The following is a 25,707-nucleotide window of genomic DNA, read 5'->3' as shown; positions in this document are numbered from 1 at the left end:
CGAAAGGTTGTCAATGGAGGCGTAGCGATGCTCGACCCGACGCCGGGACCGCTAGACCTAGCCACCTTCGAGGAGCTACTGGCTCGCTCGGAGACGAAGCTCGAGCTGCTCGAGGGTGAGGTCGTCGCGTTTGCCGGTGGGAGCATCGCGCATGCCGTGCTCACGAGCCGTCTGCACGCTGCGGTCGCCGGGGTGGCCGCGACCGGCTGCCAGGCCTTTACCTCAGACGTGGCGGTCCGCTTGCAAGACGCCCGCACGTATGTCTTTCCCGACGTCTCGTATACGTGCGAGCCGCTCGATCCGCAAGCAACCGCGATCGTCGCGCCGGTGCTCGTGATCGAGGTGATCTCGCCCGACTCGAAGACCCGCGATCGTGTCGAGAAGCTCGACGCGTATCAGAGCATTCCGAGCCTTCAAGAGTACGTGCTGGTCGACTCCCGTCGCGTCTGGACGTGTGTCTATCGTCGCTTCGCCAGCACCTGGACCGAGACGGTGCTCAACTCGCTCGAGGATACGCTCGAGCTACACGCGCCGAGCGTCGCCATACCCCTGGCCACACTCTACGCAGGGACGGCGCGCATCCTCGAAGAGCCCTAGCACGACGGCCGGCCATGTCACACATCCTCACGCCAAGTTGTCTTCGGGGTGGAGGACAACGTACACGTGAGCCAACGACTCAACCCCATGACGGCCGCGCCGGAGGCGATCCAACCGCTGTTCGCGGCCGGTAAGTATCTCACCGAGGGCACACTGGAGCCGGTGCTTCGTACCCTCGTCTACCTGCGCGTCTCGCAGATCAACGCGTGCGCCTTCTGCATCGCGATGCACAACCGCGAGCTGGAGCATCTCGGTGAGTCGGGCGACCGCGTGTGGGGCCTCCCGGCCTGGCGCGAAGCGCCGTGGTACTCGCCGCGCGAGCGCGCGGCCTTGGCCTACGCCGAAACGCTGACGCGCCTGGCCGAGGAAGACGTCGGCGACGAGCTGTTCGCCGAGCTGCGCGCGCAGTTCAGCGAGCGTGAGATCGTCGACCTGACGCTGGCGATCAGCATCATCAACACCTGGAACCGCTTCTCGGTCTCGTTCCGCACGCCGCCCGAGAGCGCGGCGGCCGTGCTGGCGTCGCTGCGCCAGCCGGCGATGGCCGGGGCCGGCCACTAGCGGGGCGGCCGTACTGGGGGGCTGCCAGAGCGCACGGGCGAAGCGGCAGGAATGGCCGTCATCGCAATCGTCGTTCTGGTGCTCCTCGGCGCCGCCGGGTTCGTCTTTCGCCGCACGCGCTCGCACCTGACCACCGGGAAGCGCGCGCCGGACTTCGTCGTCCAGGCCGCGCTCGGCGGTGACGTGCGCACCTTCCGTTTGAGCGACGAGCTGCGCAAAGGCCCGGTCGTGCTCTACTTCTTCCCCAAGTCGTTCACATCGGGTTGCATCGTGGAGGCCAACGCGTTCTCGGCGGCCGCGCCGCAATTCGCCGAGTTCGGCGCGACGATCATCGGGCTGAGCGGCGACGACATCGAGACGCAGAAGAAGTTCTCGACCCAGGAATGCCAATCGACGTTCCTGATCGGCAGCGATCCGGGCCTCGCGGTCGGGAAGCAGTACGACGTCGCGCTGGTCGCCAACGTGCCCAACCGCACCTCGTACGTGATCGCGCAGGACGGCACGATCGTCGAGTCGTTCACCAGCATGTTCCAGCCGCAGGAGCACGTCGCCAAGACGCTGGCCGCAGTGCGCACGCTCGCCCGCCGCTGAAAGAACCGCGCTGGCAGTCGAGCGCTGACAGCGACAACCTTGCGGTTACCGTACGGCACCGTACGGCACATCCCAGCTTTCTCGACTATGATCGGTTTCCTGAAAGGAGACCGGCAGTGAAATACCTGGTCACGTGCCCTTGCGGCCATGCCTTGGATCGTCACGAAGCGGATGGGTGTCTCGGCGATACGCGGTTGCGGCAATGTAGTTGCACGCGCAACCAGGATGCGGCCTTGGACGCGGCCATCCGCGCGGAGCGCAGCGATCCCGACGCCTGGCGCGACGCCGCGGCTTTCGGGGAAGCGTCCTAGCGGTCTGCTGGTGCTTTCGTCGACCGACGGCGCGTATGATGGCCGGGTGGACCTTCGCAATCGTCTGCTGGCGGCGCTGCCGGCGAGCGATTTCGAGGTACTCGCCGCCGACACGCACCGCGTCGAGCTCGAGCTGCACCAGCAGCTGATCGAAGACGACGAGCCGATTCGGGACGTGTACTTCCCGAACGGCGGCCTGTGCTCGCACGTCATCACGATGGCGACCGGCGAGACGGTCGAGGTCGGGCTGGTGGGTATCGACGGTCTCGTGCCGGTGGCCGGGATCTTCGCCTCCGGACGCGCGGTCGGCGACGTCGTCGTGCAGGCGCCGGGACCGGCGCTGCGCATGGACGCCGCGCGCTTTCGCGAGCACTGCCGCACGCTGCCTGCACTGCGCCGCGTCGTCGACGCCTACGTCAACGCCTACATCGGCCTGGCCGGCATGAACGCGGCCTGCAACGCGCGCCATCGCGTCGATCAGCGCCTGGCGCGCTGGCTGTTGCTCTCGCGCGACCGCTCCGGCCGCGACACCTTCCCCTACACGCACGAATATCTCGCGTTCATGTTGGGTGTGCGGCGTGCGACGGTCACCGAGATCGAGCAGCGCCTGCGCGACGACGGCGCGATCGAGTACGCGAAGGGCTGGGTCAAGATCGTCGACCGGCCGAAGGTCGAGGCCGTCGTGTGTCCCTGCTACGGTGCGATGCGCCAGCTGACCGACTCGCTCTACGCGACGGCGGCCGCGGCGAACTAGTTCGCGACCGGCGTCCCCGCGTCCAGATCGATGAGCTGCGCGATCCCGTCGGGCAGCTCTGCCGGCAGCGCGCCGTCGGTGGTGAAGACGATGCACTGCGGCGCCAGCGGCGCGACCAGCAGCGGCAGGCAGCGCGCGAAGCGCTCCGCGTCCCAGAACGCGAACGGATCGTCGAGCAGCAGCGGCAGCGTTTCCAGGCCTTCGCCGACCATGCGCGCCATCGCAAACCGCACCACCAGCGCGACCTGATCCTGCGTCCCGGCCGACAGGCGCGAGATCTCTTGGAACGCGCGCGTCTCGGGCACCCGCACGCGGATGGCCAAGTTCGTCGGATCCAGCCGGACTTCGTTGTACCGCGCGCCGGTGATGGTGGCCAGCACGTCGGCGCTGTACTGCTCGAGCCGGCGCGCGAACGCGCTATGGGCTTCGTCCTTGCGCGCTTCGACGGTGCGGCGCGCCAGCGCGAGCGCCGCCTCGAACGCGGTCAGCCGCGCGATCTCGGCGCGGGTTTGTGCCAACGTCTCGTCGAGCGTGGCGACGTCGCGCACGGCCTCTTCGGCGGCGCGCAGCTCGCCCGCCAGCGAAGCGGCGCGGACGGTCGCGTCGTGCGCGCTCGCTTCGAGCTCCGCGCGCTCGGTCTGGATGCGGCGCAGCGCGCCGGGGTTCTCTTCCGCCGCCGGTTCGACGCCGGCTTGCAGCAGCGCGTCGAGCTCGGTCTGCAGCGCCAGCTCGTCCTCGCCGCCGATCAAGTGCGCCCGGCGCACGGTCAGCATCGCCAAGCTGTTGTCGAGGCCGTCGCGCTCGATGCGGCGCACGCGCCGCCGGTTGGCCTCGGCGCGGCGCTCCTCGCGCGTTCCGGGGTGCTCGCCCAGCAGCGCGGCGGCGAGCGCGTCGAAGCGCGCGCCTTCGGCGCTGGCGGCCTCGCGGGCGACGCGCAGCCGCTCGGCGGCCTTGTGCGCCGCCGCTTCGCGCCCGTGCAGCGCGACATAGCGCTCGCGCCGGCGCACCAGCTCGTCGACGGAGACGAGCCCCAGCGGCGCGAGCGCGCGAGCGATCGTGTCGGCGGCGAGGCGTTCCTCGGCCAGCGCCGCGTCGGCGATCTTCTGGCGCGCGTCGGCGTCGCTGCGCCGCCCCGAGCGGCCGCGCGCGCGCGTCATCGTGCCCAGCGCCAACAGCACGGCGATCACCGCGGCGATGCCGGTGTCGAGCCAGAAGTGCGCGATCGCGAAGCCGACCGCCCCGCACAGCGCGATCGTCGTCGCGACCAGCAGCCCGCCGGCCAGCCCGCGACCGCCGTCGCCGTCGCGCCGCGCCGACGCGGCGTCGTTGAGCGCGGCGACCGCGCGCGCGTGGGCCGACTCGGCCTGCGCCGCGGCGGCACGCAGCGCGGCGACCGCGTCGTCGTCGAGCGTGCCCGCGTCGCCCCGCCGCTCGTCGAGCTCGCCGCGCTCGTCGGTCCGCAGCGCTTCTTCGGCGTGATGGTCCTTGGCGGCGGCGGCGACCCGTTCGGCGCTGCGCCAGCCTTCGTATGCCTCGTCGAGCGCGGCGACGCGTTCGGCCGGGAAGTCGGCGACGTCGTCGTACGCCGCGCGCGTGGCTTGCAGCGCGGCCAGCTCGGCGCGGTACTCGCGCAGCGCCGCCAGCCGCGCGCGCAGGCTCGCGGCGCGCAGCGAGCGTTCGCGGCGCTCCAGTTCGGCGGCGGCGCCGCCGTCGCGATCGCGCTCGGCGCTGGCGGTCGCGATCCGTTCGCGCAGCTCCGCCAGCGCGTCGAGCTGTGCGCGCGCGTCCGCCGCCGCCGCGGCCTGCTTCTCTTCGAGCGCGCGCAGTTTCTTGAGCGGCGCGTTCTTGTGCGCGCGCTCGGTGCCGACGTGCTTGCGCAGCGCGGCGTCCAGCCGCGCCAGCGCGCCGATCGCGGCGTCTTCCTTGGGGCCGCCGTCGAGCGCGCGCGCCAGCACGGTCGAGACCGAGCCGGCCGCGCCGCCGTCGAGCGTCATCGCGGCTTGCCGCGCGCAGGCCGTCTGCACGAACACGTCGAGCGGCACGCCCAGGTGCGCCTCGCCGGGCGAGAGGCCGCGGCCCTCGCCGAGCTGCGCGGCCGCGTCGACGCCGCGCTCGTCGTAGACGTGCACGCCCTTCGCGTCCAGCGCGAAGTCGCGCTGCACTTCCCATACCGCGCCGGCGGCCGTCTCGTAGACCAGCGTCGTCGCGAACGGCGCGCCGCTCCACGGCTCCCAGCGCTCCTTGTCGCCGCGCCGCAGCCCGTACAGCGTCGCGACGATCGCCGCGGCCAAGGTCGATTTGCCCGCCTCGTTGGGGCCGGCGACGACCGTCAGGCCGGGGCCGAAGGTGAACGTGCGATCGACGAGCTTGCCGAAGCCCGCGACCCGCAGCGAGCGCAGCTTCACGGTGCCGGCTCCGCTCCGGCGAACGCCGCCACCACCGCGCGCAACGCGCCGCGCGCCTCGGCGTGCCCCTCGTCGGCCAGCGCCAGCAGATCGGCGATCGCGCGACCGCGCACGGTCGGCTCGCGCGCCAGCGCGGCGTAGTCGGCGGCGACGGTGTCGTCGACGACCTCGAGCGCGCCCAGCCCGTCGGCGAAGCGGTCGGCGATCAGCGCACGGTCGACGCGCGTCTGGGTGGCGACGGTTCCCGTCAGCCGCAGCCGCAGGTAGTCGTTGCGGCCGAACTCGCGCAGCGCGCGTTCGACGGCGTCGAGCACGGCCGGCTCGCTCTCCGCGTCGGCCAAGGCGACGTCGACGTCGGCCAGCCGCGTGCGCGCCAGCGGGACCGCCTCGACGCCGACGACGCCGTGCTCGACCGTGACCACCAGCGCGCCGTGGTTGCCGCGCTCGCCGAACTTGATCGGCTCGGGCGAGCCCGGGTAGGCCAGCCGCGGGCCGTCGGCGTCGCTCTCGACGTAGCCGCCGTGATAGTGCCCGCTCAGCACGCAGGTCGCGCCGGCGGCGCGGATCTCGGCCAGGGTGAACGGCGCGGTGGCGCGTTTGCCGGGCGGGCAGCGGTCCTCGTCGCTGCCGTGCACGAGCGCGAGCCGCACCCCCGGCCGCTCGAAGCGCGCGCCGGCGAACGGGCGACCCGGTTCGGCCGGCGCGTGGCCGAAGCCGTAGAGCGAGATGCCGTCGGTCAGCGCGTACACGGCCCAGGTCGGCTCGGCGAAGACGCGCAGGTTGGCCGGCCGATCGCTGCGGGCGTACAGCGAGCGCGCCGCGTACGGGTCGTGGTTGCCGGGCGCGACGAAGACCGGGCCCCCGAAGCGCGCGATCTGGGCGAAGATGAAGCGTGCCGTCTGGGGGCTGGCCCGCTCGGCTTCGTAGAGGTCGCCCCCGATCGTCAGGGCGTCGGCACAGCGTGCGAGCGCGAGATCGACGATCCGCTCGAAGACGTCGGCGAGTGCCGCCCGCCGGCGCGCGCCGCCACGCAGATCGGTAAAGGCCGTCTCCAGGTGGACGTCGGCGGCGTGGACGATCGTCGTCGCCATTGCATGCCTGTTCGCCGCGACGCTGGCCCGGCGCCCTCCGACCCGAGGGGGCAGGGGAGGCAAATGTGAGCGCAGGCGCCGTGGCATGCCACGTGAAAACGGTCTGCGCGGCAGGCAAGTGAGCCTGCAACCGAGTACCGGCGGCGCGCGACGTCGCCAGGGAGGTTCGATGGCAATCGGATCAACGACGGCGGACGAGCGCAGCAACCTGACCCGCGCCGTCCTGGCCAGCACGATCGGCACCTCGATCGAGTGGTACGACTTCTTCCTCTACGGCACGGTCACGGGTCTGGTCTTCGGCAAGCTCTTCTTTCCCAAGGACGATCCGCTGGTCGGGACGCTCAACGCGTTCGCGATTTACTTCATCGGCTTCATCGCGCGCCCGATCGGCGCCGCGATCTTCGGTCACTACGGCGACCGCATCGGCCGCAAGGCCGCGCTGATCGCGACGCTGCTCTTGATGGGGATCGCGACGTTCTTGGTCGGCTTCGTGCCAGGTTACGCGTCGATCGGCATCTGGGGCGCCATCTTGCTCACCATCCTGCGCTTCGTCCAAGGGATCGGCGTCGGCGGCGAGTGGGGCGGCTCAGTACTGCTCTCGATGGAGTGGGCGAAGACCAACGGCCGCCGCGGCTTCATCGCCAGTTGGCCGCAGTTCGGCGTCCCCGCCGGCCTGTTTCTCTCGAACATCGCGGTGCTCGCGTTCGCCAGCCTGGCCGGCGATCAGTTCACGGATTGGGGCTGGCGCATCCCGTTCTTCTTGAGCATCATCCTGGTCGGCGTCGGCCTGTGGATTCGACTCGGGATCTTCGAGACGCCGACGTTCCAACGCGTCATCTCCGAGAACCGCGTCGAACGCACGCCGGTGCTCGAAGTGCTGCGCCTGCAGTGGCGTGAGGTGATCCTCTCGGCACTCGCGCGCATGGCCGAGCAGGCGCCGTTCTACGTCTTCACGGCGTTCATCTTCACCTACGGCGTGCAGGTGCTGTTGCAGCCGCGCTCGTTCATCCTCGCGGCCGTCACGGTCGCGGCGATCGGCTCGGCGGTATGGATTCCGCTGTTCGGCTCGCTCTCCGATCGCATCGGACGGCGTCGCATGTACATGATCGGAGCCGTCGTGATGGGGATCTTCGGGTTCCTGTACTTCGGCGCGCTCAACAGCGGTATCACGGCGCTGGTCTTTCTGGCAATCTTCCTCAGCTTGGTGCCGCACGACATGCTCTACGGTCCGCAAGCCGCGTTGATCGCCGAAGCGTTCACCCCGCGCTTGCGGTACAGCGGCGCGTCGCTGGGCTATCAGCTGGCGTCGATCATCGCCGGCGGTCCGGCACCGCTGATCGCGACCTGGCTGTTCGCCAAGTACCACAGCTGGTGGCCGATCGCGATCTACATCGCGTTCTGCGCGGTCGTCACGCTCTGCGCAACGCCGTTCTTGCCGGACTACACCGGGAAGGACGTCAGCGAGGAGTACACCACGGTCGGCGCGTCGGCCGCGGGAGCGGTTCCCGCGACCTGACCGCTACGGTGTGGGGGAGGTCGCGAAGCGCTCGCGCAGGCGCGGCTTCTCGACCTTCCCCATCGCGTTGCGCGGCAGCGCGTCGATCGGATAGAGGTGCTTGGGCACCTTGAAGCTGGCCAACCGCTCGCGCAGCGTCGCCAGCACGACCGCCTCGTCGTAGCTCCCGTCGATCTCGACGAACGCAACCGGGATCTCACCGCGCGCCGGGTCGGGCTGCCCGACCACCGCCGCGGCCAGAATGCCCGGCACGCGCAGCAGCTCCGTCTCCACTTCGATCGGGTAGACGTTGAAGCCGCCGCTGATCACCAGCTCCTTGAGCCGGCCGTTGATCGTGTAGCCGCGCTCGGGATCGAACGTCGCCAGGTCGCCGCTCTTGTACCACCGCTTCCCGTCGTCGCTGGCGACGAAGGCAGCCGCGGTCGCCTCGGGGTTGCGCCAGTAGCCGGTGAACACGTTCGGTCCGCTGACCAGAATCTCGCCCGCTTCGCCCGCGGCGACGTCGCGGCCGTCCGGGTCGGCAAGCCGAATCCCGACGTGCGGGAACGGGAAGCCGACCGTCCCCGCGAAGCGCGGGCCTTCGTAGCGGTTGGTCAGCGCGAAGCCGAACTCGGTCGCGCCGTAGCGCTCGAGGATCGACTGCTCGAAGCGCGCCGCGAACTCTTCGTGTACCGGCGCCGGCAGCGCCGCCGAGCCGGAGACGAACAGTCGCACCCGATCGAAGCGCGTACCGGGCGCGGCCTGCTCGAGGATGCGCACGTACATTGTCGGGACGCCGAAGAACATCGTCGCGTCGCCCGCCGCCAGCGTGGCGATGACCGAGGGCGCGTCGAACCGTTCGCGCAGGCGCGCGCGGCCGCCGGCGACGAGCGTGCCGTTGAGCCCGGCGCCCAAACCGTGCACGTGAAAGAGCGGCAGCGTCAGCAGCAGCGAGTCGGCCTGCGTCCAGCGCCACGCTTGCGTGAGCTGGTCGCCGATCGCGCCCAGGTTCCCGTGGCTGAGCGCCGCGCCTTTCGAGCGACCCGTCGTGCCGCTGGTGTAGATGAGGATCGCAACCTCGTCGGCGTGCGGGGTGGGCGGATCGGCCAGCGGTGCGAGCGACGCGTCGTGCGCCCAGCGTTCCACCTCGGCCAGGTCGACGCGCGTGCGGTGCGCGGCGACGAACGGCGCGCTGGCCTCCGAGACGCACACCACGACCGGCTCGGCGTCGGCCAGCACGTGCTCGAGATCGGCCGTCCGATACAGCACGTTGACCGGCACCACGATCGCGCCGGCGCGGAGGCCGCCCAAGTACGCGTAGACGAAGCCGGGCCGGTTCTCGGCGTAGATCGCGACGCGATCGCCTGGTTGCACGCCGGCGGCGCGCAGCTTGGCCGCGACCCGCAGCGACGCTGCGCGCAGCTCGCCGTAGCTCACGTCGTCGAGCGCCGGCGCGTCCGGCCGGGCGGCGGCGTGGCGGTCGAGCGCGTCGAGGATGGAGCGGGTCATCGGGGAGCGGCTTCGCCGCCGAGCGCGGCGCTCCTCAGACGCCCAGCCGGTCGGCCAGCTCGCCCAGGTCGCGCACGCTCAGATCGACGCCGTCGGCGGCCGTCTTGTCGCCCGGCCGCACCGGACCGTACTCGTCGGGCCGGTGCACGAACGCGGTGCGCAAACCGTACGACTTGGCGGCGAGCAGGTCGCTGTTGTGCGCGGCGACCAGCATGACGCGCTCCGGCGTCGTGGCCAGCAGCTCGACCGCGCCCAGGTACGTTTCGCGATCGGGCTTGTAGTGGCGAAACAGCTCGGCCGAGAAGATCGTGTCCATCGGCAGCGGTGCGCTCTTGGCGAGATCGAGCAGCAGCCGCACGTTGCCGTTCGAGAGCGTGCCGAGGATGAAGCCGGTTCGCAAGCGCGTCAGGCCCGCGACCGTGTCGGACCACGGCCGCAAGTGATGCCAGCGCTGCACGCACCACGCGCGCGCGTCCTCGTCGAGCGGGATGCGGAAGCGCTCGCACAGCGCGTCGAGCGAGCGGCGGTGCAGCGTGTCCAGCGGCATCCACGGCAGCCGACCGTTGCGCACGGCGTCCATCGACGGCACGTACTCGCCGCGCCAGGCGTCGACAAGCGCCGGCCAGTCCGCATCGACGTCGTGCTCGGCACCGAACGCGCACAGGTCGGCGATCAGGCTGCCGCGCCAATCGACCAGCGTGCCGAAGACGTCGAAGACCAGCGCGTCGAGCGCGGCGGCGTTCACGGTCACGCGCTCAGGTACCGTTGGAACCAGGCCAACAGGCGCGTCCAGGCGTCGGCCGCCGCCGTCGCGACGTAGCGTTCGCGCGTGTCGTCGAAGAACGCGTGGCCGGCCTCGTCGTAAATCTTCAGGTCGTGCGGCACGTTCAGGCGCGCGAACATCGCGGTGACGTCGGCGGGTTTGATCGACGTGTCGCGCGCGCCGAAGCTGCCCATCAGCGGCGTCGTGACGTTCTTGGTGAAGTCGAACGTGCTCGCGGTCGTCGGCGCGTCGGACGCGGTGCCCGGCCGCACGCTGCCGTAGAACATCGACGCGGCGGCGAAGTTGGTGCGGCCGATGATCTCTTTGAGCGTGATGCTGCCGCCCATGCAGAAGCCCATGATCCCGATCTTGCCGCCGGGTATCAGCTGCGCGATGTCGTCGCGCGCGGCCAGCACGTCGGTCTCGACGAAGCCCTGCGCGTTCATCTTCTGCGCGATCGCGGCGAACTGCGTGTAGTCGGTCGCCCCGCTGCCGTCGGGCGGGTTCAAGCGGCCGAACAGCGCCGGCGCGATCGCGACGTAGCCCGCCTTGGCGAGGCGGCGCACGACGTCGCGCAGCTGCGTGTCGACGCCCCAGATCTGCTGGATGACGACGACGCCGGGCGTCGTGCGCGTGAGCGCGCGCGGGTGCGCGACGTAGGCGGGGATCGGTCCGCCGACCGGCGGCGTGATCTGTTGGTCCGCTTGGCGGATCGCCGGATCGTCGGGGGCGACGATCGGCGGGTGCGGCTTGCCGAAGTCGGCGGTCTGCGCGGCGGCGGCGCCGGCGTTGGCGACCCAGAACGCCGCGCCGGTGGCGAACGTCGCGAAGCCGCGCCGCGAGACGTCCGCGGAGGTCGAGTTGATCGGATCGGTCAGATCGTCGCGCATGCCGGACACCTCGTTGCCACGCCGCTCGGGCGGGCGCGCTTCGCGGAGGACGACCGTGGCACCCGCGGAAGGGGCGGCCATGAATCGACCGGGTTTCTTGGCCGGCCTCGCCGCCGTCGGCGTCGCGGGGGCAGCGCCCGCCGGCGCGGCCGACAGCTACGCCCAGAGCGTCGACGATCTGGTCGCGGCCAACCGCATCTTGGCGCAATTGAACGTCGTCGACGGCTTCGGTCACGTCAGCGTGCGCGATCCGCGCGATCCTTCGCACTATTTGCTCGCGCGCAGCATGGCGCCGGCGCTGGTGACGGCGGCCGACATCCAGCTCTACGACCTGCGCAGCGTCCCGCTCGACCCGAACGCGCGGCCGAGCTACCTCGAGCGCTTCATCCACGGCGCGATCTACGCCGCGCGGCCCGACGTCGTCTCGGTCGTGCACAGTCACACCGAGTCGGTGATTCCGTTCGCCGACACCGGCGTCACGCTGCGCCCGATGTTCCACATGGCTTCGTTCTTGGGCGGTGGCGCGCCGATCTTCGACATCCGCAGCGCCGGCGGCGACGGCACCGACATGCTGATCTCAAACCAGACGTTGGGCGACGCGCTGGCGCGCACGCTGGGGAGCGCCGACGTCGCGCTGATGCGCGGCCACGGCATGGTCGCGGTCGGGACGTCGATCCCCGAAGCGGTGTTCCGCGCCTATTACACCGGCGAGGACGCGCGGCTCGAAGCCGAAGCGTTGCGCTTGGGGACGCCGACCTATCTCTCGCCGGCCGAAGCGGCGCACGCGACGCGCACCAACACCGCGCTGGTCGGTCGCGCTTGGGCGCTCTGGAAGCGCGCCGCGATGGGGTCGTAGCTCAGCACTCGATCACGCCGACGGCCAGGCCCCCAAGCGAGGTCTCCTTGTACTTGGTCTGCATGTCCAGGCCGGTGCGGTACATGACGTCGATGACGTTGTCGAGCGAGACGCGGTGCTCTTCGTCGTCTTCGCTCATCGCCATGCGCGCGGCGTGGATGGCGCGCACCGCGCCGACGGCGTTGCGCTCGATGCACGGGATCTGCACCAAGCCGCCGATCGGATCGCACGTCATCCCGAGGCTGTGTTCCATCCCGATCTCGGCGGCGTACTCGATCTGCGCGTTCGTTCCACCGAGCGCCGCGACGAGTGCACCGGCCGCCATCGAACAGGCCACGCCGACTTCGCCCTGACAGCCGACTTCGGCCCCGGAGATCGACGCGTTGCGCTTGTAGAGCCCGCCGATCGCGGTCGCGGTCAGGAAGTAGCGGAACAGCGCGTCGGGCGGCGGCTGCAGGTGATTCGTCAGATGATGCGCGACGGCCGGGATGATGCCGGCCGCACCGTTGGTCGGCGCGGTCACCACGCGGCCACCGGCGGCGTTCTCCTCGTTGACCGCCATCGCGACGACGTTGACCTCGTCCAGGCGCGCCAACGGATCGTCGCTGCCGGCGAGCAGCTTGCGGTTGAGGCGCGGCGCGCGCCGCCGCACGTTGAGGCCGCCCGGCAAGATGCCTTCGGTCACCAGGCCGCGCTCGATGCAGGTCTGCATCGCGATCCACACCCGGGTGACGTAGGCACGGATCGCCGACTGCTCGCGCAGCGCGCTCTCGTTGGCCAGCACGACGTCCCAGATCGGCAGGTTCTCGCGCTCGCAGATCGCCAGCAGCTCCGACGCCGACGCGTACGGGTACGGCACGGCGGCGTGCACGGTCGTCGCGGTCGCCTCGCCGGCATCGGTCTCGACGAAGCCGCCGCCGACCGAATAGTACGTCTCGGCGTCGAGCACGCGCTCGTCGGCGTCGTAGGCGGCGAAACGCAGTGCGTTGGCGTGGCGCGGCATCGTCTCGCGCGGGTGCCAACGCACGTCGTGCGCGTCGTCGAACGACAGCGTGTGCGTGCCGTTCAGCCGCATCGTCCGCTCGGTGCGAATCGCGGCGACGCGCGCCTCGGCCTCGGCCGGATCGGTCGTATCGGGCCGCAACCCTTCCAGCCCCAGCAAGACCGCGCGATCGGTGCCGTGGCCGAGCCCCGTCAGTGCCAGCGAGCCGTACAGGTCGACGACGATGCGCGCGGTTGCTTCGAGGTGTGTGCCCGCCGCGAGCCGCTCGGCGAAGATCGCCGCCGCTCGCATCGGGCCGACGGTGTGCGAGCTCGAGGGACCCAAACCGATTTTGAACAGATCGAACAGGCTGACCACGCGACCAGCCAGGTTCGGCCATGCGCGGAGGCCCGCCTGTTGATGATTTGGCGAACGGGCCGGGCGCTCGGCCTGCGAACGCGTGATGCATGTGGCCGTTCGTTCGCATCGTCCTGGCGTCGCTGGTCGTACTCTGCGGTGCGGTTGCCGTACGCGCGGCGGATGCGCCGGTACGTCCGGCGGTGCTCGTCGTCGCGACCTTCGAGTTCGGCGATCCACGCGATGCCGGCAGCCGCGGCGAAGCGCGAGCGTGGGTCGCGCGCGATCACCTCACCCACACGATCGTGGTGCCGGGGCTGATCCGGCCGCTGTATTGCGATGCGGGCGGAACGGAGTGTCTGCTCATCACCGGGATCGGCAAGACCAACGCGGCCGCGTCGATGGTCGTCGCCGGCGCCTCGTCCGCGCTCGACCTGCGCCGCAGCTACGTCGTCTTGGCGGGGATCGCCGGGACGTCGCCCTGGCAGGCGAGTCTCGGCTCGGCCGCGTGGGCGCGCTACGTCGTCGACGGCGACGTCTCGAACGAGATCGACCCGCGCGAGCCGGGTGCGCCGCTCGGCTATGCGCGCTCGCGCTTCGGTTGCGACGGCGTGGCCTGGTGCGCGAAGCCGTGGCGCACGAACACCGAAGTGTTCGCGATCGATCCGCGGCTCGCGCGCTGGGCTTATGCGATCTCGCGCCGGGCCGTCCTCGCCGACGCGCCGTCGATCCGCGCATATCGGAAACATTACGCGTACGCGACGTACGGTGCACGGCCGCCGGCCGTCGACGCGTGCGACGTGGTCGGCGGCGACGTGTACTTCGCCGGCGCGATCAGCTCGCAGTTGGCGACCTGGTGGATGCGGCAGTGGACCGCCGGCCGCGGCCGCTACTGCATGACCTCGATGGAGGACAGCGGCTTCATGACCGGCGTCGCGCGGCTGGTCGCGATGGGACGGCTCGCGCCGGCGCACGCGCTCGACCTGCGCGCGGCATCCGACTACGACCAGCAGTATCCCGGCAGCACCGCGCAGGCGGCGCTGGCGTCGATCGACCACACCGGCGGCTTCGCGCTCGCCCTCGACAACGCGTACCGCGCCGGCGAGCCCGTCATACGTGCCCTGCGCGCCGGCACTGCTCCGCCCTGAACGACGCGTTACTGGAAGTTGCGGGAGCGGACGTCCTTCACGGTGTCGGTGGCGGGATCGAAGGACCAGCAGCGTTTCATGATCAGGTCCAGGCAGCCGTCCTCCTTTTGCAGCGTGCCCTCGACGATCAGACAGCTGGCGCCGCGGACGGCGCGGCGGTGGCGCTCGTAGACGTCGGGTCGCACGATCACGTTGATCAGGCCGAACTCGTCCTCGAGGGTCAGGAAGACGAAGCCCTTGGCGGTGCCGGGGCGCTGGCGCGTGATGACCATTCCGCCGACCTTGCAGACCAGGTTCTTGGGCATCGCGGCGAGCCGGTGGATCGGCAGCACGCCGTGCGCGTCGAGCTGCGCGCGGAAGTGCGCCATCGGCTGCACCGGGCTGACGCCGGTGGAACGCAGATCGAGTTGGGTCGTCTCGACCGGCGAGAGCGCGCGCAGCTTGGGGTGCGGTTCGTTCTCGATCTCCATCGCGCGGCCCAGCTCGCCGCGCGCTTCGCGTTCGTCCACGGCGCGCAGCGCCCACATCGCCTCGCGCCGCGTCGGGTGCCAGCAGGCGAAGGCGCCGGCGGCGGCCAGGTTCTCGATCGCCTCGCGGCCCAGCTTCGTGCGGCGCGCGAAATCGATCAGGTCGGCGAACGGGCCGTCGGCCAGCGCGCGTTCGACGCGCACCTGCTGCATCTCGCCGAAGCCGCGCACGAGGTGGTAGCCTAGCCGCAGCGCGCCGCGCGCGTCGACGTGGCTCCACCATTCGCTGGCGTTGACCGCGATCGGCTCGACGACGACGCCGTGGCGGCGCGCATCGTTGACCAGCACTTCGGTCGAGTAGAAGCCCATCGGCTGAACGTTGAGGATCGCGGCGCAAAAGATCGCCGGCTCGTGGCACTTCAGGAAGGCCGACGCGTACGCCAAGAGCGCGAACGAGGCCGCGTGCGACTCGGGGAAGCCGTAGTCGGCGAAGCCCTCGAGCATCGCGAAGAGTTGCTCGCCGTTCTCGCGCGGGATGCCGTTGGCGGTCATCCCGCTCACCAGCGTCTCTTTGATCGCGGCCATCTTCTCGCGCGAGCGTTTGTGGCCCATCGCCCGCCGCAGCTCGTCGGCCTTGCCGGCGGAGAGGCCGGCCGTCTCCATCGCGATGCGCATCCCTTGCTCTTGAAAGAGCGGGACGCCCCAGGTCTTTTCGAGGATCGGCTTGAGCGAGGGGTGCGGATACGAGATGAGCGACGGGTCTTTGCGCCGCGCCAGGAACGGATGGATCATCCCGCCTTGGATCGGGCCGGGCCGGATGATCGCGACTTGCATGACCAGATCGTAGAAGCAGGTCGGCTTCAGCCGCGGCAGCATCGACATCTGCGCGCGCGACTCGACCTGGAAGACGCCGATCGAATCGGCGCGTTGCAGCATCTCGTAGGTCGGCACGTCGTCGGCCGGGATACCGTACAGCGTCAGCTGCTCGCGCTCGGGATAGCAGCGGTGGTACAGCGAGAAGGCCTCGCGCAGCAGCGAGAGCATCCCCAGCCCCAGCAGGTCGATCTTGATGAGGCCGAGGTCGTTGAGGTCGTCCTTGTCCCATTGCACGACGGTGCGATCGCGCATCGACGCCCACTCGACCGGCGCGACGTCGATGAGCGGCGAGCGCGTGATGACCATGCCGCCGCTGTGGATCCCGACGTGGCGCGGAAAGCCGTCGAGCCGGCGGCAGAGCGTGAGCAGCAGCGCGCCCAGCGGTCCGCTCACCGGGCCGCGCAACGGACCGTCGGGATCGATCCGCAGGTCGGCGCCGTGGAACGACGGCGCGAGCGGCGTGCGCGAAGGCACGGCGTTCGAGCCGGCGTCGAAGTCGCGTCGCTGCGCGACCGAGGCGGGGAGCGGGGGCGGGGTGGCGTCGTCGTGGCTGCCGAGGGCGCCGGAGAGCGACTCACGCGCATCGTACTCGCGCACGACCGCGTCGACTTGCCCGAGCGTGAGCCCGAGCGCCTTGCCCACGTCGCGAATCGCCGAGCGCGTGCGGTAGGTGATGACCTCGGCGACCATCGCCGCGTGCTCGCGGTCGTAGCGATCGTAGACGTACTGGATCACCGCTTCGCGGTCTTGGTGCGCGAAGTCGATGTCGATGTCGGGAACCTCGCCACGCTCCTTGCTCAAGAAGCGTTCGAAGAGCATCCCGTGCTCGACCGGATCGATGGCGGTGATCTCGAGCGCGTAGCAGACGATCGAGTTGGCCGCCGAGCCGCGCCCTTGCGCGAGGACGTTGCGCTCCTTGGCCGCGCGCACGATGTCCCACACGACCAGGAAGTAGCCGGCCAAGTCCATCTCCGCGATCAGCTTGAGCTCGGCCTCGACCTTGTCGAGGACGGCGCCGGGGAGCGGCGAGCCGTAGCGCCGCGCGGCACCGTCGTACACCAGCGCGCGCAGATACGAGTGCGGCGTCGCGTGCGTGGCCGGAAGCGGGAAGAGCGGAAACTCGCCGTCGAGCCGCAGCAGGCGAAACGTGCAGCGTTCGGCGATCGCGAGCGTCGCGCTGACGGCACCGGGAAACTCGGCGAACAGGCGCGCCATCTGGGCCGGCGACTTGAGGTAGTGCTCGTGGTTGGGCCGCAGCAGCGTGCCGGCCGCCTCGAGCGTCGTCCCGTATTTGACGCACGCGAGCACGTCGGCGAGAAAGCCGTCGTCGCGCGAGACGTAGGCGACGCCGTTGGTCGCCACCGCCGGGATGCCCAGCCGCGTGCCCAGCGCGACCAGCGCGCGCACCAGCGCCGGATCTTCCGGTCGCATGTGATGCTGCAGCTCGAGGTGGAAGCGCCCGGGAAACAGGTCGCGCAGCTGCGCGCCGAGCGCCAGCGCCGCATCGTCGTCGCGGCGCAGCAACGCCTTCTCGACGAGCCCGTTGCAGCCGCCGGAGAGCGCGATCAGCCCGTCGGTGTGGCCGTCGAGATCGTCGAGCCGCAGCCGTGCGTCGCGCTTGCGGCCGCGCAGTTGGGCGGTCGAGATCAGCCGGGTCAGGTTCGCGTAGCCGCGCTTGTCCTCGGCCAGCAGCACCAGCCGGGGGCTGTCGGTCGGGACCTCCTTGGCCGGCCGCGCCGGCCGTCCGGCCCGCACCGGCGGGGCGCCGGGTGTCTCGAGCGTCAGCTCGGCCCCGCAGATCGCGGCCAACCGCCGCTCCGCCGCGCGCCGGTTGAACCGGACCGCGCCGTACAGCCCGTCCCGGTCGGTCAGCGCCAGCCCCGCCAGGCCGAGCTGGAGCCCGGCGTCGACCAGCTCCTCGGGGTGCGATCCGCCCTCGAGGAAGCTGAAGTTCGACCAGCAGTGGAGCTCGGCGTAGGCAGACGTAGCCATGGGCGGACCCCGAGACTACGCGAACATATGTTCGATTCCTGTCTTGCTGTTCGGGCTCGTCGTCCCACGTGGTGTGCGTACCGGACCTCTGACGAAACCCGGGTTGCCGGGCCCCGGTAGTTCCGGGCATGCGACGCTCCGTTCTTCCTATCGCCCTGGCGGCGACCGCGGTCGCGGGTGCGGGGGTGGCGTTCGCCCTCGCGCGGCGAAGCATCGCCATACGCGCTTTCCGCGAAGAGTTCGAGGCTGCGCCGATCGTGTCGATCGAACTGTTCGGGGCCGTGCGCGTGGTCGCGGGCGACGTCGAGCACGTGCACGTGTGGGCCCGCATCGTCGGCCACAAGGACACGGTGGACGCCTATCGGCTCGAGCACGAGCGCGACGGCGAGACGCTGCGCATCCATGCGCCGGCGATCGGGAAGGGTCGCGGTTTGACGGGGATCGCGATGCGGGTGGTCGTTCCGCGCGGGACGCGAGTGCGCGCGCACGCCGTGGCCGGTGCCGTCGCGGCGCGCGGGCTCGACGACCTCGAGATCGAGAACCGTCTAGGACCGGTCGCGGTGCGCGACGTCGGCGGCACGGTGCACGTGCAGACCGGCGCCGGCCCGATCGCGATCGCGCTGACGAAGAACCGTACCATTCGCAGCGTCGACGTCACGACGACCGCCGGGCCGATCGCGCTGGCCGTCCCGCGCTCGTTCGCCGCGAACTACGAGATCGACGCGCACATGGGGCCGGTCCACGCGCCCGCGTCGGTCGCCGGCGGCGTGCCGGTACGCATCCGCTCCGGCGCGGGCCCGATCGCGATCGCGGTGCGCTGATCGTCTACGATCCGCTCGTCGTCGCGGCGACCTGGGCGGAGACGAGCGTGTCGGAGCCGGACAGCCGGTCGTCCTCGGCGTCGTACTCGAACAGCTCCGCGTAGCGGCCCCACTCGACCGCGGTCTGGAACTGGCGCTGTGCTTCGTCGGCCGGATAGTACTCGTCGAGCAGATCGAGGAAGAAGTCGCCGCGCATCGTGCGGTTCTCTTTTTCCATCAGCGTCTTGGCGATGGTGGCGACGATCGGCGCGTGGGCGAGCACCTGGTGGCGGAAGAGGTCCTTCGAGCGCAGGATGGTGGTGGTCGCGAAGTCACGGCCGATGTCGGTCAGCCGCACGTCGCCTTCGTGCACGGTGGCGAAATCGAGCATCACCGCCGCGTCGAGAATCGCCAGCAGATCGTCGACCGGGAGCGCGAGCCGATCCGCGATGCGCGCGATCTCGTGCTCGCCCTCACCGGCCTCGACCAGAAGCTCGAGCAGACCGCTGATCGTGCCGACCCGCACGTGCGGCAGCGGCCGCGCATACGGCGAACGCGGCGGCGCGGGCGTCTCTTCGGCCTGCGCCGGCTGCCAGGCACGGGTCATGTCGAGCGACGGGTTCGTCATCACCTCGTACAGCCGGTCGACCAGCTCCTTGAAGCGCGGGCGGGTGCGGTTGTGCGGCCGCGGGATGTCGACGGTCACCTCGCCGCGCACGCGCCCGGGGTTGGCGCCGAGCACGACGACCCGGTCGGCCAGGAAGACCGCCTCTTCGATGTTGTGGGTAACGATCAGGATCGCTTGGGCCGGAAACGTCCCCGCGTTCCAGAGATCGTCGATCTCGCCGCGTAGGTTCTCGGCCGTCAGCACGTCGAGCGCGCTGAACGGCTCGTCGAGGAACAGCACCTTCGGCTCCACCACCAGCGCGCGCGCGAAGCCGACGCGCTGTTTCATTCCGCCCGAGAGCTCGCGCGGATACGCGCTCTCGAAACCGTCCAGACCGACCAGGTCGATCGCCCGCAGCGCGCGCTTGGTGCGCTCGGTGCGCCCGGTGCCGCGCGCTTCGAGCCCGAGCTCGACGTTCTCGATCACCGTCAGCCACGGTAAGAGGGCGAAGCTCTGGAACACCATCCCGACGTCGGGATTCGGCCCGCGCAGCGGCTGCGCGCCGTTGCGCACCTCGCCGGTGCTGGGCGGGATCAGCCCCGCCATGATACGGAGCAGCGTGCTCTTGCCGCTGCCGCTGCGGCCGAGCAGCGCGACGACCTCGCCGCGATGCACGGTGACGTCGACGGCGTCGAGGACGGTGAACTCGCCCTTGCCTTCCGGCAGTGGGAACCGCTTGAAGACGTCCTCGACGGTGATCAGCGCTTCGGTGCTCACAGGTGATACCTCGTTTCCGCCAAGTGGTAGAGGCGGCGCCAGAAGACGCGGTTGATGCCGACCACGTAGAGGCTCATGATGCTCACGCCCAGCGTGATGCGCGGCCAGTCGCCCTTCGTCGTCGCTTCCGCGATGTACGCGCCCAGACCGGTCGCGGTGAGCGTCGTCGAGCCCCATGAGACGACCTCGGAGACGATGCTGGCGTTCCAGGCGCCGCCGCTGGCGGTGATGCCGCCGGTCACCCACGACGAGAAGATCGCCGGGATGATGAGCCGCCGCCAGCGCTGCCAGCCGCGCAAGCCGACGTCGGCCGCCATCTCGCGCAGCTCGGTCGGGATACTGGTCGCACCGGCGATCGTGTTGAAGAGAATATACCACTGCGCGCCCAGCGCCATCAGCACGATGCTGCCCAGGTTGATGGGGACGTGCAGCGTGATGAAGGCCAGCGTCGCGAACGGGAAGATGAAGTTGGCCGGAAACGACGCCAGGAACATCGCGATCGGCTGCGCGCGCCGCGTCAACGTCGGCGAGAGCCCGATGACGACGCCGATCGGCGTCCACACCAGTGTCGCGAACACGAGCAAGATGACGACGCGCCCGAGCGTCGCCAGCCCGAGGAACAGCACGTGCCCGATCTCGTGGACGCCGACGGCGCCGATGATCTCGCTGCCCTTCCACACGACCAGCCCCAGCACGATCAGCAGCACCGTGACGTCGAAGACGCGATCGGCCATCCGCGACTCGCGCGGGATCCCCACCCGAGGGCGGACGGTCGAGAGCGCGGCGAGGCCGCGCGAGAGCCCGTCACCGACCGGTTGCGTCACGCGGCCCAGCGCGTGCGGGACGCGCGAGCGGCGCAGCAGATCGTACACCCAGGAGTGCGGCGACTCGGACGACGCGCTCTGCTCGAGGCGGAACTTGTCGGTCCAGGCGACCAGCGGACGCCAGAACAGCTGATCGATGAGCACGATCGTGATCGCCATCGTCAGCACCGCCCAACCCAGCGCGGGCATGTCGCGCGCGGTCACCGCCGCGGCGACGTACGATCCGATCCCCGGCAGTGTGTAGTTGTGGTTGAGGACGGTGATCGCTTCGCTGGCGGCCAGGAAGAACCAGCCGCCGCCGAAGCTCATCATCGCGTTCCACACCAGGCCGATCGCGCCGGCCGGCACTTCGAGCCGGATGAAGCGCTCCCACGGCGAGAGCCCGTACGCCGCCGTCGCTTCCAGCAAGTCCTGCGGCAGCGTGCGCAGCGACTGGTAGAACGAGAAGGTCATGTTCCAGACTTGGCTGGTGAAGATCGCGAAGATCGCGGCGGCTTCGAGGCCGAGCAGGCTGCCGCGGAAGAGCGCGATGAAGCCGGTGATCGTGATCGAGAGGAAGCCCAGCACCGGCACCGACTGCAAGATGTCGAGCAGCGGAATCAGCACGCGCTCCGCATAGCGGTTGCGCGCCGCGGCGTAGCCGTAGACGAAGGTGAACGCGAACGACGCCGCCAGCGCGATGAACATGCGCAGCGTCGAGCGCGCCGCGTAGCCGGGCAGCATGTGCGGGTCCAAGCTGACCGACGGCACGACCTGCGGCGGCACGAACGCGACGAACGACTCCGAGCCGATGCGCGCGACGACGCCGAGCAGCACCAGCGCGCCGAGGATGACGGCCGCGTCGGTGAGTCCATAGCGCACGCGCCGTAACGAGCCCGGCCCGGGCAGTACCCTCTGCACGGGCCACGCTTTCCGAGGAGCGATTGCTCCCTCCTCGGGTTAACCTTCCCTTATGGTTGGCGGCGCGCGGCTAGTCGGCCAGCACCGGCGCGATCGCGCCGAAACGCCCGGCTTGGTAGTCGGTGAAGGCTTGCTGGATCTCGTCGACGCTGTTCATCACGAACGGGCCGTAGCGCACCATCGGTTCGCCGATCGGCCGCGCGCACAGCAGCAGCACCTGCAGCGTCGCATCGTCCGCGTTCTCGATCCCGATCGTCGCGCCGTCGTCGGCGAACACCGCGTAGTCGCCGCGGCGCACCTCGCGCGTCCCGATCTTGCCGACGCCGGCGACGACGTAGATCGTCGCCGTCCAGCCGGCCGGAACCGCCTGATCGATACGCGTCCCCGGCTGCAAGCGCGCGTCGACGTAGCTCCACGGCGTCACCGTGTGCACCGGTCCCTGTACGCCGAACGCCTCGCCGCTGACGACGTGCGCCTCGACGCCCGCGACCGGCCGCACCACCGGGATCTCGGCGGCGGTCACGTCCTTGTAGCGCGGCGCGAGCTGCTTGTCGGCGCGCGAGAGATTGACCCAGATCTGGAAGCCGTGTCGCCGGCCGCCGCTGCGCTGGAACTCCTCGGTCGGCATCTCGGAGTGGACCAGGCCGCTGCCGCCGACCATGTACTGCGCGTCGCCCGGCCGCAAGATCCCGTGGTTGCCGTGCGAGTCGCGGTGCTCCATCTCGCCTTCGAGCAGATAGGTGATGACCTCGAAGCCCTTGTGCGGGTGGTCGGGCGCGCCGGCGGCCGTCCCGGGCGCGTGCTCCATCGGTCCCATCTCGTCGATCAGCAAGAACGGGTCGACCTGTTCGATCCCGCGGGTCGGGACCGGCCGGCGGACCAGGAAGCCCCCGCCCTCGAGGGTCTCGATCGAGGGGATCACGCGGGCCAGCGAGCGCGCCGGGGACGACGTCTGTACGGACATGGCCCTCCCTACAACCCGCCCGCGGTTTCAGGGGGTGCCGGGTCAGTCCGCAAAAATTGCTTGCAGGGCGCCGAGCGTCGCGCGGCGCGTCCGGGGCGAGAGGTCGCCGAGGCGTCTGATCAACCGAACTTTGTCGAGCGCGCGAAGCTGATCGAGCAAAATGAGTCCGCGCGCCTTCTCAAACGTGATTGGGACGCGGAACGGCGCCGGCCGTCCGTGCGTCGTCATCGGTGCGACGATGACGGTGCGTACATACTCGTGCATCTCGGGCGGTGACACGATCACGCAAGGCCGTGTCTTACGGATCTCGGAGCCGACCGTCGGATCGAGCGCGGCGAGCCATATCTCCCCGCGTTTCACCAAATCAGATCCGCGTCGTCGGCGTTCGCGAATTCGGGCCAAACGAGAGCGTCGTCGCCGCTCTCCGCGAGCGCGCGGCTCGACTCGGCCCATCCTGCGCGCGGATGCTGACGAGGTTTGCGGATGACCAATGCGTCGTCTTCCACGTCGATCTCTACTTCACGCTCAAAGCCGAGCTGAGCAAGGATCGGCTTTGGGATGATGATCCCGTGGGAGTTCCCGAGTCGCTGGAGGGAGGCGCGCATGTTATAACAATGATATTACGTCCGGCGGCCCGCGGTCAAGGAGACTCAGCGGACGTGCACGAGTATCGCACATGGTCTCCGCACCCCCGCTGATCGGGCTCGACCGCGTCACCGTTCGTCTCGATGGGCGGCCGGTGCTGCACGAGATCAGCTGGGAGCTGCGGTCGGGCGAGCAGTGGGCGATCGTCGGCGGCAACGGGGCGGGGAAGAGCACGCTGCTGGCGGTGATTCGCGGTGACCGCTGGCCCGAGCGCGACGGCGGTCGCCGCACCTACGCGCTCGCGGGCGCGCCGCAGCACGTCGGCACCGCGGCGCGGCAGATCGGCGCGGTCTCGCCCGAGCAGCAAGAACGCTACGCGCGGCTGGCGCTCGAGATCAGCGGCCGCGAGCTGATCGCCAGCGGGTTGCGCGATACGACCTACGTGCAAGGCGCGCTGGCCGACGACGAGGCGACGGCGGTCGACGCGCTGATCGAGCGGTTCGGGCTGCGCGCGCTGGCGGCCGCGTCGATCCGCACGCTCTCGTTCGGGCAGCTGCGCATGCTGCTCGTCGCGCGTGCGCTGGTGCGCGAGCCGCGCGTGCTCGTCCTGGACGAGTTCGCCAACGGCCTGGACCGGCGTGCGCGCCACGCGCTGCTCGATTTTCTCGATCAGGTCGCGGAGCGCACGCAGGTGATCGCGTCCGCGCACCGCGCCGAAGACCTCCCGGCCGCAACGACCAACTACGTGCGGTTGGCGGGTGGCCGGATCGTCGAGAGCGGCGGCGGGCGGCCGCCCGCGCACCACCGTTTCGCACACGCCGCTCCGTTCGCGCCCGCGACGACGCCGCGGCCCGCGGCCGGCGTGCCCGGCGAACCGCTGGTCGTGATCCGCAACGCCGACGTCTACCGCGAGGAGACGCTCGTGCTGCGCGCGGTCGATTGGTCGATCGCGCGCGGCGAGCACACCGCCGTCTACGGCGCCAACGGCTCGGGCAAGAGCACCTTCGCCGAGCTGGTGGCGGGAACGCTCCCGGCCGCCTACGGCGCCGAGATCGAACGCTTCGGCGCGCGCGGCCCGTTCGACGTGCGCGAGCTGCGCCGCCGCATCGCCCACGTCTCCGACGCGCTGCAGATCGCGTACGACGCGAACCCGACCGTCGAACGCGCGATCGCGTCGGGCTTCACCGCGAGCATCGGCACGGTCGAGTCGCCCAGCGACGAGCAGCGCGCGGCGGTCGCGGCGATCGTGCATCGCCTCGGCCTCGAGCCGCTGTGCGGCCAGCGCTTTCGCACGCTGTCGTTCGGCGAGCGCCGCAAGGTGCTGTTGGCGCGCGGCCTGGTCGCCGGGCCTGAGCTGCTGATCCTCGACGAGGTGTGGAGCGGGCTGGACGCGCCGTTCCGTGCCGCGCTCGCGCCGCTGCTCGACGAGCTGGCCGCGCGCGGCACGACGCTGCTCGCGATCTCGCACCACGTCGGCGACGTCCCCGCGCTGGTGCACCGCACCTTCGTCGTCGACGACGGTCAGGTCCGCGAGGTGCCGGTCAGCTCACCGTAGCGGGTCGCCCAGAGCGCTGCGGAACAGCTCCGTATCCGCGTACTCGGTGATCGCGACCACCGCGCCCTCGCGGAACTCGAACACCCAGCAGTACGTGTTCGCGTACGGCGCACCGTCACGCGTCACGTTCTCGCCGTAGCCTTCGACGGCGACCAGATCGCCGTCGGCGATGAAGCGGCGTGCGTGTGTGCGCAGCGGCGGTGCGAGCCGGCGCCGCAGCGGCGCGATCAGCTCGGCGAGGATCGCGGCCTTGCCGCGGTAGGTCTTCGACCACGGCGTCGAGCCGCCGATCGTCCAACACGCGTCGTCGGCGAGCGCGTCGAGAAACGGCTGGCCGTTGCCCTTGGCGGTCTCGGCATAGACGTACTCGAGATGAGCGCGATTGGACGGAAAGCGTCCCGATGTCGTCATGGCAGAGCATCCTTTCGTGCGAGCGCGCGAGCACCGGCGAGGTAGACGGCGACGAAGTCGCGCACCTCGGCGTCCATCGCGTCGGCGCTCGCGCTGCGCGCCGCCAGCTCGGCGCTGCCGAAGTAGAGCGCGCGCGCGAGCGTGTCGGCGCGTCGCGCGAGCGCGTCGTCGACGCGCAGCGCGCCGGCGAGCAGCCCGAGCAGGGTTTCGTCGAGGTCGGCGAACAGTTGCGCCGCGGTCGCGTCCTTGGCGGAGAACAGCTCGGCGGCATGCGGCGAAGAGCGCACGAGCGTGAAGACGACGCGATGTTTCGCGACGATCGCATTCGCCAGCCGCGCGTCGAGCGGCTCGTCGCTGGTCAGTGCGTGTTCGACCGTCTCGCGTAAGAGGCGCGTCAGCCGTGCGCAGACCGCGACGTAGAGTTCGTCTTTGTTCTTGAAGTAGCTGTACAGCGTGGGTTTGGCGACCGCGGCCCCGCGCGCGACCGCTTCCATGGTGACGCCGCGGAAGCCGTCGCGCTTGAAGAGCTCCTCGGCCGCCCGTAGGACCCGGCGATAGCGGCTGGTCTCCGCCTCGGCCACCTCGCTCATGAACGAATTATACGAAGATCGTTCAATTCGTCAAGTGGCGACACTTGTG

The 25,707-nt window shown here is 70.5% G+C and carries 23 protein-coding genes; 9 read left to right on the top strand and 14 right to left on the bottom strand.

Translation table 11 applies throughout. The features are described from left to right. The first annotated feature begins 27 nt into the window (after positions 1 to 27). The 4 genes from VMD91_09585 to VMD91_09570 all read left to right on the top strand — a co-directional run bounded on the left by VMD91_09585 (position 28) and on the right by VMD91_09570 (position 2,814). Positions 28 to 597 carry a Uma2 family endonuclease gene (locus tag VMD91_09585; protein ID HTW84306.1) on the top strand — a complete coding sequence of 190 codons (570 nt, stop codon included), beginning with the start codon at positions 28 to 30 and terminating at the stop codon, positions 595 to 597. Positions 598 to 663: 66 nt separating this feature from the next. Then, the gene (locus tag VMD91_09580) at positions 664 to 1,158 is read left to right on the top strand and encodes a carboxymuconolactone decarboxylase family protein (GenBank protein ID HTW84305.1); all 495 of its coding nucleotides are present in this window, start codon (positions 664 to 666) and stop codon (positions 1,156 to 1,158) included. A 51-nt stretch (positions 1,159 to 1,209) separates the two neighbouring features. After that, positions 1,210 to 1,749 (top strand): peroxiredoxin, encoded by a 540-nt coding sequence (locus VMD91_09575; protein HTW84304.1) that lies wholly within the window; start codon positions 1,210 to 1,212, stop codon positions 1,747 to 1,749. A 357-nt stretch (positions 1,750 to 2,106) separates the two neighbouring features. Then, positions 2,107 to 2,814: a Crp/Fnr family transcriptional regulator gene (locus VMD91_09570; protein ID HTW84303.1), complete on the top strand. Its 708-nt coding sequence runs from the start codon at positions 2,107 to 2,109 to the stop codon at positions 2,812 to 2,814. Here VMD91_09570 and VMD91_09565 read toward each other — a convergent pair. Together VMD91_09565 and VMD91_09560 are read right to left on the bottom strand one after the other, a co-directional pair. Beyond that, on the bottom strand, positions 2,811 to 5,219 hold the full coding sequence (locus VMD91_09565; GenBank protein HTW84302.1) for an AAA family ATPase: 2,409 nt from the start codon (positions 5,217 to 5,219) through the stop codon (positions 2,811 to 2,813). The genes VMD91_09570 and VMD91_09565 overlap by 4 nt on opposite strands. Then, positions 5,216 to 6,310 carry a metallophosphoesterase gene (locus tag VMD91_09560; protein ID HTW84301.1) on the bottom strand — a complete coding sequence of 365 codons (1,095 nt, stop codon included), beginning with the start codon at positions 6,308 to 6,310 and terminating at the stop codon, positions 5,216 to 5,218. The genes VMD91_09565 and VMD91_09560 overlap by 4 nt, the downstream gene beginning before the upstream one ends. A gap of 169 nt (positions 6,311 to 6,479) precedes the next feature. On the opposite strand from VMD91_09560, the gene VMD91_09555 reads away from it, so the two are divergent. Beyond that, positions 6,480 to 7,826 (top strand): MFS transporter, encoded by a 1,347-nt coding sequence (locus VMD91_09555; protein HTW84300.1) that lies wholly within the window; start codon positions 6,480 to 6,482, stop codon positions 7,824 to 7,826. A 3-nt stretch (positions 7,827 to 7,829) separates the two neighbouring features. On the opposite strand, the gene VMD91_09550 is transcribed toward VMD91_09555, so the two are convergent. Genes VMD91_09550 through VMD91_09540 form a run of 3 tightly spaced genes read right to left on the bottom strand, consistent with a single transcriptional unit; the run spans position 7,830 to position 10,967 of the window. After that, positions 7,830 to 9,314: an AMP-binding protein gene (locus tag VMD91_09550; GenBank protein ID HTW84299.1), complete on the bottom strand. Its 1,485-nt coding sequence runs from the start codon at positions 9,312 to 9,314 to the stop codon at positions 7,830 to 7,832. Between the two features lie 34 nt (positions 9,315 to 9,348). Beyond that, positions 9,349 to 10,059 carry a haloacid dehalogenase type II gene (locus VMD91_09545; GenBank protein ID HTW84298.1) on the bottom strand — a complete coding sequence of 237 codons (711 nt, stop codon included), beginning with the start codon at positions 10,057 to 10,059 and terminating at the stop codon, positions 9,349 to 9,351. A 2-nt stretch (positions 10,060 to 10,061) separates the two neighbouring features. Further along, positions 10,062 to 10,967, bottom strand: coding sequence for a dienelactone hydrolase family protein (locus tag VMD91_09540; GenBank protein HTW84297.1), 906 nt, complete (start codon positions 10,965 to 10,967; stop codon positions 10,062 to 10,064). A gap of 79 nt (positions 10,968 to 11,046) precedes the next feature. On the opposite strand from VMD91_09540, the gene VMD91_09535 reads away from it, so the two are divergent. Then, positions 11,047 to 11,823, top strand: a complete 777-nt coding sequence (locus VMD91_09535; GenBank protein ID HTW84296.1) for a class II aldolase/adducin family protein — start codon at positions 11,047 to 11,049, stop codon at positions 11,821 to 11,823. 1 nt (position 11,824) lies between these two features. On the opposite strand, the gene VMD91_09530 is transcribed toward VMD91_09535, so the two are convergent. Further along, the gene (locus tag VMD91_09530) at positions 11,825 to 13,183 is read right to left on the bottom strand and encodes an L-serine ammonia-lyase (GenBank protein ID HTW84295.1); all 1,359 of its coding nucleotides are present in this window, start codon (positions 13,181 to 13,183) and stop codon (positions 11,825 to 11,827) included. Positions 13,184 to 13,272: 89 nt separating this feature from the next. Between VMD91_09530 and VMD91_09525 the strand changes: the two genes are divergently transcribed. Then, positions 13,273 to 14,310, top strand: a complete 1,038-nt coding sequence (locus VMD91_09525) for a purine nucleoside permease (GenBank protein ID HTW84294.1) — start codon at positions 13,273 to 13,275, stop codon at positions 14,308 to 14,310. A gap of 8 nt (positions 14,311 to 14,318) precedes the next feature. On the opposite strand, the gene dnaE is transcribed toward VMD91_09525, so the two are convergent. Further along, positions 14,319 to 17,645 (bottom strand): DNA polymerase III subunit alpha, encoded by a 3,327-nt coding sequence (dnaE, locus tag VMD91_09520; protein ID HTW84293.1) that lies wholly within the window; start codon positions 17,643 to 17,645, stop codon positions 14,319 to 14,321. 257 nt (positions 17,646 to 17,902) lie between these two features. Here dnaE and VMD91_09515 point away from each other — a divergent pair, with 257 nt between their 5' ends. Continuing rightward, a complete protein-coding gene (locus VMD91_09515) occupies positions 17,903 to 18,466 on the top strand; it encodes a hypothetical protein (protein HTW84292.1) in 564 nt (187 codons plus the stop codon). Positions 18,467 to 18,470: 4 nt separating this feature from the next. Here VMD91_09515 and VMD91_09510 read toward each other — a convergent pair whose 3' ends face one another. From VMD91_09510 to VMD91_09490, 5 genes are all read right to left on the bottom strand, one after another. Next, positions 18,471 to 19,829 (bottom strand): nitrate/sulfonate/bicarbonate ABC transporter ATP-binding protein, encoded by a 1,359-nt coding sequence (locus VMD91_09510; protein ID HTW84291.1) that lies wholly within the window; start codon positions 19,827 to 19,829, stop codon positions 18,471 to 18,473. Beyond that, a complete protein-coding gene (locus tag VMD91_09505) occupies positions 19,826 to 21,553 on the bottom strand; it encodes an ABC transporter permease subunit (protein ID HTW84290.1) in 1,728 nt (575 codons plus the stop codon). The genes VMD91_09510 and VMD91_09505 overlap by 4 nt, the downstream gene beginning before the upstream one ends. Before the next feature lie 70 nt (positions 21,554 to 21,623). Further along, on the bottom strand, positions 21,624 to 22,517 hold the full coding sequence (locus VMD91_09500; GenBank protein ID HTW84289.1) for a pirin family protein: 894 nt from the start codon (positions 22,515 to 22,517) through the stop codon (positions 21,624 to 21,626). Positions 22,518 to 22,559: 42 nt separating this feature from the next. Next, on the bottom strand, positions 22,560 to 22,877 hold the full coding sequence (locus VMD91_09495; protein HTW84288.1) for a type II toxin-antitoxin system PemK/MazF family toxin: 318 nt from the start codon (positions 22,875 to 22,877) through the stop codon (positions 22,560 to 22,562). Beyond that, positions 22,874 to 23,122 carry an AbrB/MazE/SpoVT family DNA-binding domain-containing protein gene (locus VMD91_09490; GenBank protein HTW84287.1) on the bottom strand — a complete coding sequence of 83 codons (249 nt, stop codon included), beginning with the start codon at positions 23,120 to 23,122 and terminating at the stop codon, positions 22,874 to 22,876. Before VMD91_09490 ends, VMD91_09495 begins: the two co-directional genes overlap by 4 nt. Before the next feature lie 71 nt (positions 23,123 to 23,193). Between VMD91_09490 and VMD91_09485 the strand changes: the two genes are divergently transcribed. After that, a complete protein-coding gene (locus VMD91_09485) occupies positions 23,194 to 24,657 on the top strand; it encodes an ATP-binding cassette domain-containing protein (GenBank protein HTW84286.1) in 1,464 nt (487 codons plus the stop codon). On the opposite strand, the gene VMD91_09480 is transcribed toward VMD91_09485, so the two are convergent. Then, complete coding sequence (locus VMD91_09480) at positions 24,649 to 25,068, bottom strand: nuclear transport factor 2 family protein (GenBank protein HTW84285.1); 420 nt, start codon at positions 25,066 to 25,068, stop codon at positions 24,649 to 24,651. The genes VMD91_09485 and VMD91_09480 overlap by 9 nt on opposite strands. Continuing rightward, positions 25,065 to 25,658, bottom strand: a complete 594-nt coding sequence (locus tag VMD91_09475) for a helix-turn-helix domain-containing protein (GenBank protein ID HTW84284.1) — start codon at positions 25,656 to 25,658, stop codon at positions 25,065 to 25,067. The genes VMD91_09480 and VMD91_09475 overlap by 4 nt, the downstream gene beginning before the upstream one ends. Between the last annotated feature and the right edge of the window lie 49 nt (positions 25,659 to 25,707).

It is taken from the genome of Candidatus Sulfotelmatobacter sp. (genome assembly GCA_035504415.1).
Classification (GTDB): domain Bacteria; phylum Vulcanimicrobiota; class Vulcanimicrobiia; order Vulcanimicrobiales; family Vulcanimicrobiaceae; genus Vulcanimicrobium.
Note: the sequence above shows the minus strand (reverse complement) of the source record. Positions and strands in the feature narration are given on the sequence as shown.